We start from the raw sequence: 8,452 nt of genomic DNA, 5'->3' as shown, positions 1-8,452 counted from the left end.
CGGCCCAGCGATATGGAATGCGTCTCGTGGGACGGAGTGCAGCGGGGGCCGACCCTTGTAGGCAAAGTGCAGTGGTGCGCACAGCAGCGGTAGGGGCTTGCCTGCGATGCTGCGGGGCTGGCAGGCGAGGAGGTGAGAGCATTGGCGTTCAGCTGCGGCGGGCATGACGTACCGCCAACTTGTCAACCACGCCGCCCGTGTCCTGATCGGCGCGGTGGTGGCACCTGCGGTGTTGGGATTGGAGAACCGCTACCTGCACCGGCTGCTGTTGTGGCCGCGGCCACTGCAAGTGGGCGCGAGCGCGCGGCGCTCTCCCCCCTTCACGTCGGCGGCGCTGGGTGGACCATTCGCGCGGGGCAAGGCGCGCTGGTACTTTTCGACACGAGCTCCATTTCGTCCGCACAGGGGGCGCGTAAGCAATCTGGGGGCCTAGGTGGGCGATTGCGGCTTGGACCATCACGATGGAGGTGAGCATGTGGCTACTACAAGCAGTCATGGCTCCCTGCAGGAAGGCGACCACAGTCGGAGTCCTTGCGGTTACTGTCTGTTGCGCGGTCGCGTGGTGTGCGGGTTCGGAGGCACCTCCTGGCTCGTGCAGAAAACAGGGGCAATTTGAGCAGATTTTTTTCCTGGAACGCGAGGATTGCTTAGAACAGGACTCGACCGCCCTAATGGTCACTGATGTTGCCGTCGATGAGCGCGGCTTTTTCTACGTGCTCGACGCCACGGCTCACTGTGTGCACGTGTTTGACAACACAGGCCACAAGAGGGGGCAATTCGGGAGACTCGGCCAGGGGCCTGGCGAACTCAAGTCGCCGGGTGGCCTCCTGTTATCGGTGAGGGGCGAAGTCTTGGTCGGGGATGTGGGCAACCGGCGCATTTGCATTTGGGACACATCCGGCAATTACGTGCGAACCGTAGGTTGCACACGTGGGGTAGGGCGAATTAGGTGGCTCGACGAGGCAAAAGGGCTGATTGTCACGCGTTCCTCGGGGGGAGGGGGCGGCGAACCTCTCATGGTCGTGTATGACCTTTCGGGTGCCGTTGTGCAAGCGTTCGCAGTGTGGCCGCCTGAGGTGCTAGAGCTGCAGAGGAAGATGCGGGCACCCATTTCAGGCTCCGCCTTTGAGGTGGCACCAGACGGAGAAGTGTTAGTTTGCCACGCGGCGGTGTATCGAGTAATGCGCTACACCGCCGACGGCGTGCCGTGTGGCCTGATCAGTAAACCACAGGGCAGTGGCTTCATTGCGCCTCCTTCCCTTCCCCCAACAATTTCGTCGCAGTCAGTGCGCGAATGGGGTAGCTCGTGGACAGCCATAGGGAAGCTCGTCGCCCTGGCAGAGGCGGTTGTGGTGCAAATGTGGGGGCATGGGTCGCGCAATGACGCGGGAGCAAGGTCATACCTGGTGGACGTGATGACGCGAGACGGGAAGCCATTTCGTTGTGCCCTCCCCACTGCTGAGAGGATTGTCAGCAGGCTGGACGAACGACGCATCCTCACACTGCAGGAGATCTACAGTGAAGGTCCTTCTTCGCCCCAACTGTTTCTTCGCATTAGGAGGTGGGAGCGCAAACGGTGAGCACACCTGACCGCTGGCGGTACCTGGCTGTGGTGGTCGCGGCCTTTGTAGTGGGACTTGCTCTGGCTACTAAAGGGCGTCTATTGCCCCGGCTTGGACCGATGGCCCCGACGTGCCTTTCCGCCTGTTGGAAAGGGGTTCCGGGCGACCTGCTTCATATGCAGGTCGTGGATACCCGCACAGGGTCGACGTCGACAGTGGACTCAATCTTGTCGGCTGGGCGGCTGGTGCTCCTTGTCGAGGCAAGCTGGTGTCCTCTGTGCTTGGAGCCCTTACTGGTGAAGGTGTTCTCTCAAGAACTTGCTGAATTTTCACTTCGCGGTGTTGCGGTATGCTATGCCTCCGCAAGGGAGGAGGCAAGGCGTTTCTTGTACGGGTCGGCGTGGGGCGGGCAGTCCTATTGGGCTAGTGTGCCACTGCCTGAAGCCGTGGAGGTGCACCTTCAGGGGGTGCTGCGCGCCCTTGTGTTAGTGCCCGAGCGCGACCACCCGTGCTGCTGGCTCTTCCGATGCACCTCTGAGGAAAGGCTCAGACAAGCGGTGCGCCAGATCTTGCGGAAGGCGGACAGGGCTCCATGGGAGCACGTTCGCCCTTAGGGCTACAAGCCTCGCGGGAGGCACCGGCACGCCGCTCTGTGCGAATAGAGAAAGGAGGTGAGGCGAAGTGAGCAAATCGGTGGCACTCCGGGTAGTCTCCGTGCTAATGGCGCTAGCCGCTGGCCTGTGCCTGGGGCGGCTCGCAGATCTGCGCGCGGAGCAGCCCGGAGGGAAGTACTGCAAGGGGTTCTGCATTCGGTGGGAGCCTTGGGAGGTGACCTGGGAGTGCATCGACTTCCAGGCCCCGGACTGTATCCACTGCTCCGTGGTTACCTGTGAGGCACCGGAGTGATTCTCCCACCGGTCAGGGGTTCCGGGGCCGTCGACTCTGCGTGACAAGGTGGGCGCATGAGCTGCCGCAAGGCACACGGCGGCGCCTGATGGACTACCGATTCCCCTGCCGGTCACGGGGTTGGCAGGTCCGAACGGGCTAGCAGTGGGGTGGCTGGTTCCTTGCAAAGGCCTGCTTTGCGTACTTTCGTGGCGAGTGGGCCCGCGATGATTGAACCTATCCTGCGCATGCACCTTGCCAGGGCCCCGAAAGTGAACGTGCACCCGCTTCACACTCGCCGGCACCCACACGGCTGCTTCGTGAGGACCAGCGGAGGCTCTCACACCAGCCGGAGTCCCCGAACCTCCGGGGGGGTGCCGGTACATATCGGCATCGCCACATGGCCTTCTGCCCAGGCCGCGAGAGCCTCCCGGAGGTTCCCCCCATCCCTTGGGCCCAGGGTGCTTGGCCACCGCGGCACTGCTCTCGCCAAAAAAAACACTTGACAGAAATCGATTTTTTTTACCTTAAGCCCGAGACGAGGCGGCCCAGCGATATGGAATGCGTCTCGTGGGACGGAGTGCAGCGGGGGCCGACCCGGAGTTTGGTGAAAGGGAGTTTCCCGGGGAGCCTAGAACGGCCAAGAAATAGGGCAATTCTGAACGAACCGTGCCGACGGTAGCCAAACCATCTTTTCGGTTCGCTACTGACCGGGGACTGCGCTTGTGCGCCAATCCCGGAGGGACCCTTATGCTGGTTGGCCACTCTCTTTCGCCAGCACCGGTGAGGACTGTGCGGTGCCAAAGGGCCGACTAGTCATCCACGTCGGGCTGGGGGCCGCTGCGGGGCTTGTTGCCTTCTGTTTGGTGCGTTACCGTTTGCAAGCGCGGTGGGACCCGCTGGTTGTCGACGTTCTTGACTGTGGCAGATTCTTGGCTTCCGGGCGTGCGGTGTTTGTCGATGCGAGGCCGCCCCAAATGTACCGCAAGCGCCACATCCCCGGCGCGGTCTCTGTGCCGGCCTCGCGTGCTCGCGGGGAAGACAAGCGCCGACTGCGGGCCAGAAAAGAGCTGCGCAGATACCCTGTCAAGATCGTGTATGCCGATCGCGTGGTGTGCAGTCTGGCCACGGTGGTAGCCGAACGCCTCGTGGCCGCAGGATACGATTCGGTGTATGTTCTACAAGGTGGCATCGAGGCATGGGAAGAGTTGGGATTGCCTGTGGAACAATTTGGCGGGGAGGGAGGACCCCAGCCGTCCTGGTGTTATGCTCGTTAGCAGCCTATCCAGTCGGGTGCACAAGGACGCAGACAACGCTTCCCCTGGAGGAGGCCTTCGCTGAGCACAAAAGGCTGGAAATTCGTTCCGAGTTGGTGGGCGAGGTCTATGATGTAGCGGTGCTGGCTGATACCGCAATAGCGTTCACCGACCTGGCGAGCCGGAGCATCTTCGTTCTAGATGCCCGGACCGGCATGCTCAGACAGGTGGGGCGCAGCGGCACCGGGCCGGGGGAATACTTGCTTCCGGCTCAGCTCGAGCAGTGGAGAGGCAGGTTGTTCTTCCGGGAGCTCACCTCCCCGTTCATCAAGGTCATCAGCTTTGATGGTATCCCCCTGGGTGAGATGGCGGCCCGGGGTGCTCCGGTCATCGCCTTCGACGTGTCACCCGAGGGCCTTGTCTACGCTCTTTCCAATCGTGGACCTGCCGTCTACCTGCTCGGGCCCGGCGGCGAGATCCTTGCCGCCTCAGAGGCGCAAGTGCCCGAGGGTTTTCAATTCATTCTCCAAGCTAACTACGGGGGGGGCATATGCATAGACACGCGGGGCTACGTCTACTACGTTCATGCCGCGCCGTACGTGGTCCACAAACTGGATGGCACACTGAAAGAGGTTGCCTCCTTTGACGGCGCCTCTCTCCCTCACTACCACAAGTACCCCAGGGAGCTATTGGGAAGTGGTTACCAGACCACCCCGCCGCAGGTCCGGCAGCAGCTGATGAGAAATGCATCGACCATATTGGGGCTATGGTACGCAGCGCCGGGGTTGCTGTTTGTCAAAGTGTCTGATCCAACGGGGCGCGTCCGTTCGTTTGTCGACGTGTGGTCCACCGACGGCCATCACCTGCGAACATTTGCTGCGCGCCACTATCTTGCGGGGGTCTCATCTGGATATCTTGTTCTCGTCGAGGGCCCAGAGGCAACCACGGAGGGCTCCCGGGTGACGATCAAGCTGCTGTGTGCGGGCTTTTGACATAGCCTTACCCAGAGGCTGCAGGGGTAGCTTTGTGGGCTGCGCCGGCGAATCCTGCAAAGGGGGATGAAAGGAGGTGGGGGACAAATGCTCGGCAGTAGAGTCAAACTAACTGTATGGAGTTTCCTGGTCTTGGGCTTCGCATTTGGTCTCTTGGCCGGTTTCGCCACCGCAGACAAGACGGGCGGAGACCACTGGGCTTGCTTCAATATGCCGAACCAGTGTTGTGTGAGGTTTTCGGATATGCCCAGCGGCGGTAACCTCTATGTCTGCTGGTATGGCTACGAGGGCCGGAACTGCGGTAATTGTGGCTGGACTCAGCAGTAGGACAAACACGTCAAGCTTACTGGTTGGAGCTAGCCCGCTAATTGCGCAGCCCACACCCCCGCACACAGCGTCGTCGAACCCCACGACCGTAGCGTGTGAGTTCTCGAGGCGGGAACAAGACGCCCTCCGTCCGGGACGGTCCGGTGAGAGGCAAAGAAGGCGCGTAGCCCTCGCAGGGGGAAGGGGCTGAAGCTCGAGGTGGCTTGCCTGTGTCGCCTGTGGGCCAGGGCCACCAACAAGGCAGACGAAGCGGCTTCGGTCACGCGATCTTGCCCGTCAGTCTTTGGTCGCTACCCGGGACGGCAACCGGAACTGCCGCTCGTGGGACACGTCAAGAGGGTTCCTACCCCCCCACCCTCACTGCCGTCTGGCCTCCCGAGGATGCAACCGGCACGTGACTGCCTCTCACCCCGGCCAGGCAGTTACCCTGCGGTCGACCTCGCGGCCAACTGGCGGACCCCGAGCACGATGGTGCCAGGGCGCAAGTGCTTTTCGACGCACAAGGTGCCGATACGCCGTCAGGGGCCAGGTTGCAGGGAACTCTACAAGCAGTTCTTGGCCTCTTTTTGCGCCCCCCTGCGCGAAGCGACTGGGGCGCCGGCTCTGTTGGCACCTCGCCACAGCTTGGGGCGCCAGTCCGAGGGGTGTTGCAGAGCCTGTGGCGACGATTGCAGCGAGACAGCGGTTCAGTCGAGAGTCTCCCGCCAATACCCTGCAATTTTCCCCAAAAAACACTTGACAGAAGTCGATTTTTTTTTTCTACCTTACGGCCGAGACGAGGCGGCCCAGCGATGTGGAATGCGTCTCGTGGGATGGAGTGTAGCGGGGGCCGACCCTTGTAGGCAAAGTGCAGTGGTTCGCACAGCAGCGGGAGGGGCTTGCCTGCGATGCTGCGGGGCTGGCGCGCGAAAAGGTGAGTGTATTCTGGTTCAGGTGCGGTTGCCATGACACGCCGTGAACTGGTCAACTGCGCCACTGGCGTACTGCTGGGCGTGGCGCTGGGCGCAGCGGTGGTGGTGCTGCGGGAGAATCGCTCCATGGGGCGGGTGCTGCTGGGGCAGAAGCCGCTGGAGATAGGGCAGAGGGCCCCGGCCTTGGTTGCCCTGGACTTGGAGGGGCGCCCAGTGGAGGTGAAAAGCGGACCGGCGGTGCTGATATTTTTCAACACCACCTGTGGCTCCTGCGCGGAGAGTGCGGCCTCGTGGCAGGCGTTTGCCGAAAGGCTGGGCCAGGTGAGGGTGGTGAGGGTGAGTGCGGATGGACGGGAGCAGACGTCGACGTTTGTGCGGCGGCACGGAGTGGGCTTTGCGGTGGTTGCCGACGCTGAGCATCGAGTGTTGGGCAAGTATCGGGTCAGCTACGTGCCGTTGGTGGTTTTGCTGGATGAGGAGGGGGCGATTCGTTTCGTGCAGCGCTATGGGCAGCGCACGGCGGAGGCGCTGGCGGAGGTGGAGCGGCTGGTGAGTGGCCCTAGCTTGCGCTGAGGAGCGCTGGAGGAGGGAAGGTATGGAGCGGCGCGGCTCACAACTGAAGGGGACGCTGGTGGCGGTGGTGGGGATTGTGGCCTGTGGGGTGTTGGGGTATCTTGTGGTGCGGCACGTGGCACTGCGGCGGCAGATGGGGGCGATGGAGGTGCCGTACATTTGGGATGCCGAGGAGCTGGCCAGGCTGGCGCGGAAGGAGAACCCGGAGGTAAAGGTGGTGTTGACCGGGGAAAAGGGGCTTTGGGACAGGGAGGGTGGGCCGCGGGTGGAGCTGGTGTGGGACAAGGTGTTGGGAAGTTGCGACGATACGGCCTACGCGGGGGCAGGCGGTGGCGTGAACTATATGGCGGTTGCCCCGACTGGGGAGTGGTACGTGGTGTTCAGTCGCTACGGGGAGCTGAAGAAGTTTGATCGGGAGGGCAGGGTCGCGTGGGTGATCGGTGGTCGTGGGGGTGCCCCGGGTCAGCTGGCCATGCCGATGGGGGTGGCATTTGACCCGGAGGGGAACGTGTGCGTTGTCGAGGCGGGGAACAAGCGTGTCAGTGTTTTCACCCCTTCTGGGGAGTTTGTGCGCTCGGTGAGGTTAGATCCTCTTGGTTGGCCGCTGAGCTTTGCCATTGACAGTGCCGGGTTCTACTACGTGTCATGGTATGACGAGAGAGAAGACAAGGTGATTCACAAGTACGACCCTGAGGGCAAGCGGGTGCTGTCGTTTGGCGAGCCAGTGCGCTTCCGTGAGCCCTTGCAAGGCGCAGGATGGTCACTAAGGCGAATGATCTCCTGCGGGCCGATATTGGCCTCGGGCAAATTTCTCTATTACGGGCAAGGGAACCCCTATGAAGTTCGCCGGTACTTGCAGGACGGTCAGTTGACGATGTTGATCGTGCGCAAGAATTCCTTTATGGAGCCCGCCAGATTGAGGTTGTCTCGCGACGGACGCGCGATCCAACTTGGCGGCTACAGCCGCGTCTCCCGTTTGGGTATCTGGGGTGACAAGGTGGTGAGTGTGGTGTGGCTAACCCCTGGCTCGGACCAGAAGCCGCGTTCAGTGCTTGACGTCTTTGCCTCAGATGGGCGCCTGCTCACCCATGCGGCGCCCCCGAGCCTGTTCAGCGTCGCGGCATTTGACGCGGAGGGCAGGATCTGGGGCGCGATTGGCAGGGAGAGTGGAGACTGCTTACAGTCTCTTGGGCGCATCACCGCACGCGAAAGGAGGTGAAAAAGTATGACTCGGCGCGGGCTTCGCCTGGCCTCTGTGGTCCCGCTCCTGATGGTGTGCGTAGTCGTCTTAGTCTTGACGGCGAAGGAGGGGGCAGGGCTGGTCACTCGACCCTGGTGTTGGGACTGCGAGCTGCACGATTGGGGCGGCAACATTGGATGGGGGGCGATCTGTGGCGGGGCATATTTTGGCTACGTGGGTTGCACACAGAGTGATCCCCTCCACTGCTGGGTACAGTACCCCATGTGCCAAGTGCAATCATGACACGTCGGGAACATGGTAGGCCGGGACTGTGGGGTGCGCGAACTTGCTCGCGCACCCCATGCCTTCGCCGGGTGCTGCGCAGTGGGCTCTTCTTCTTACCGGGTGTAGCCCCCCTCCTGAGGGGTATGGCGAGAGGCGTCTAGGAGCTACAGACAGGCTGGTTCGGCGGGCATCTCTGGTTCGACTCGGGAGGCCGGGAAGGCAGGCGGCAGATGCCAGTGGGCCATTGTCAGCTGGTCCGCGCGTAGCTCTGCGCCTCTCCGGCTCGTGTTTGTACCCTGCACTCCGGGAGGGGGCCGGGGGGTGAGCATTGGGGGGCCTCGGTTCGTGGTGTGCCATCGCGTTCTCTGCGGGCCGCGGCTGGGGCGTCGGCTCTGTTGGCACCTCGCCACAGCTTGGGGCGCCAGTCCGGGGGGTGTTGCAGAGCCTGTGGCGACGATTGCAGCGAGGCAGCGGTTCAGTC

General features: G+C 62.5%; 7 protein-coding genes. All 7 read left to right on the top strand.

What is annotated here, in order from left to right; translation table 11 throughout:
* The first annotated feature begins 163 nt into the window (after nt 1-163).
* Nucleotides 164-433, top strand: coding sequence for a hypothetical protein (locus tag NUW13_16035; protein MCR4440518.1), 270 nt, complete (start codon nt 164-166; stop codon nt 431-433).
* Between the two features lie 238 nt (nt 434-671).
* A complete protein-coding gene (locus NUW13_16030; GenBank protein ID MCR4440517.1) occupies nt 672-1,580 on the top strand; it encodes a hypothetical protein in 909 nt (302 codons plus the stop codon).
* 663 nt (nt 1,581-2,243) lie between these two features.
* A complete protein-coding gene (locus NUW13_16025; protein ID MCR4440516.1) occupies nt 2,244-2,468 on the top strand; it encodes a hypothetical protein in 225 nt (74 codons plus the stop codon).
* Nucleotides 2,469-3,244: 776 nt separating this feature from the next.
* Nucleotides 3,245-3,724, top strand: coding sequence for a rhodanese-like domain-containing protein (locus NUW13_16020; protein MCR4440515.1), 480 nt, complete (start codon nt 3,245-3,247; stop codon nt 3,722-3,724).
* Between the two features lie 95 nt (nt 3,725-3,819).
* Nucleotides 3,820-4,695, top strand: a complete 876-nt coding sequence (locus NUW13_16015; GenBank protein ID MCR4440514.1) for a hypothetical protein — start codon at nt 3,820-3,822, stop codon at nt 4,693-4,695.
* A gap of 1,271 nt (nt 4,696-5,966) precedes the next feature.
* The gene (locus NUW13_16010; protein MCR4440513.1) at nt 5,967-6,506 is read left to right on the top strand and encodes a TlpA family protein disulfide reductase; all 540 of its coding nucleotides are present in this window, start codon (nt 5,967-5,969) and stop codon (nt 6,504-6,506) included.
* Between the two features lie 22 nt (nt 6,507-6,528).
* On the top strand, nt 6,529-7,725 hold the full coding sequence (locus tag NUW13_16005) for a hypothetical protein (GenBank protein MCR4440512.1): 1,197 nt from the start codon (nt 6,529-6,531) through the stop codon (nt 7,723-7,725).
* Nucleotides 7,726-8,452 lie beyond the last annotated feature (727 nt).

The sequence above is a fragment of the candidate division KSB1 bacterium genome (genome assembly GCA_024655945.1).
In the GTDB taxonomy this organism is placed as follows: domain Bacteria; phylum Zhuqueibacterota; class Zhuqueibacteria; order JANLFK01; family Oleimicrobiaceae; genus Oleimicrobium.
This window is presented reverse-complemented; position numbering and strand designations above follow the sequence as displayed.

Excerpts from the sequence above, each read along its gene's own strand:
- NUW13_16035 (MCR4440518.1), top strand. The coding sequence starts at position 164 with ATGACGTACCGCCAACTTGTCAACCACGCCGCCCGTGTCCTGATCGGC.
- NUW13_16030 (MCR4440517.1), top strand. The coding sequence starts at position 672 with ATGGTCACTGATGTTGCCGTCGATGAGCGCGGCTTTTTCTACGTGCTC.
- NUW13_16010 (MCR4440513.1), top strand. The coding sequence starts at position 5,967 with ATGACACGCCGTGAACTGGTCAACTGCGCCACTGGCGTACTGCTGGGC.
- NUW13_16005 (MCR4440512.1), top strand. The coding sequence starts at position 6,529 with ATGGAGCGGCGCGGCTCACAACTGAAGGGGACGCTGGTGGCGGTGGTG.